Genomic DNA, 1,325 nt, shown 5'->3' with positions numbered 1-1,325 from the left:
AAGGTCGTCCCGGGGCGGGGAAGCCTCACGTCGTGATCACAGAACAGGCAGGCGAGACCTGGGACCGCGACCTGGACCACCTCTTCACCACCATCGGGCACCACTTCGGCCGCGTCGAACCACGCCGCCGCATGCGGGACTACGTGCGCGCACTACTCGGCCCGGTGGCCCGAAAGAACAGCTGGCAACTTGCCGAACACGCCGGCCACGCCACCCCCGACGCACTGCAGCACCTGCTCTCCCGAGCCCGCTGGAACCCTGACGGCATCCGCGACGACCTGCAGGCCTACGTCGCCGAACACCTCGGCCGCCCCAACGGGGTGCTGATCATCGACGACACCGGCTTCCTGAAGAAGGGCACCACCTCCGCCGGAGTCCAAAGGCAGTACTCCGGCACCGCCGGCCGCACCGAGAACTGCCAGATCGGCGTCTTCGCCGCCTACGCCAGCACGGCCGGCCGTGCTCTCGTGGACCGCGAGCTCTACCTGCCCAAGTCCTGGACCGACGACCGCGACCGCTGCCGCGCCGCCAAGGTCCCAGATCAGCGGGAGTTCGCCACCAAGAACACCCTCGCGGCAACGATCGTCCGCAGGGCTCTGGCCTCGCCGCTGCCGATCGCCTGGGTCACGGCGGACGCTGCTTACGGACAGGACAACCGCTTTCGCCGGATGCTGGAAACATCCGGCGTCGGCTACGTCCTGGCCGTCCCCAGGTCTCAGTTCTCCCTGGCCGGACCACGCATCGACAGGGCCTTCGAACAGGCCCCCGACCAGGCATGGGAACGCCGTTCCTGCGGCGCGGGCGCGAAGGGACAGCGCGAGTACGACTGGGCGGGGGTCCAGTTGCGCCCGGTGGACGAATACGACCACCAGGACGGCGTGTTGATCCGCCGACGGTGGGCGCTGGCACGGCGCAGCCTGAGCCGGCCGGACGAGATCGCCTACTACCTCGCCTACGCGCCGCTGGACGTCACCGTGGACGAACTGGTCCGCGTCGCGGGCGCCCGGTGGGCGATCGAGGAGTGTTTCCAGGCCGCGAAGAACGAGTGCGGCCTGGACGAGTACGAGGTTCGCCGCTATGTCGGCTGGTACCGGCACATCACCCTGGCCATGCTCGCCCACGCCTTCCTCGCGGCGATGAGCACGCGAGCGGCCGAAAAGGGGGGTCCGCCGGTGAGGATGCCGTGGTCATCGAGCTCACTGTGGCAGAAGTGCGGCGACTCCTGGCAGCTCATGCACCCCGAGATTCCCGCACCCACACCCACGCGCTGAGCTGGTCGCACTGGCGCAGACGACGCCAAGCGGTGGCCCGCCGCTGCCACTACC

At 69.4% G+C, this 1,325-nt stretch carries 1 protein-coding gene; it reads left to right on the top strand.

Going from position 1 to position 1,325, the window contains the following annotated elements:
- Positions 1–35: 35 nt before the first annotated feature.
- The gene (locus ACWCP8_RS41170) at positions 36–1,271 is read left to right on the top strand and encodes an IS701 family transposase (RefSeq protein WP_451121684.1); all 1,236 of its coding nucleotides are present in this window, start codon (positions 36–38) and stop codon (positions 1,269–1,271) included.
- Positions 1,272–1,325 lie beyond the last annotated feature (54 nt).

The sequence above is a fragment of the Streptomyces sp. NPDC002206 genome (assembly GCF_053593595.1).
The sequence above is the reverse complement of the archived record's forward strand: the minus strand, read 5'-3'. Positions and strand labels throughout refer to the sequence as shown.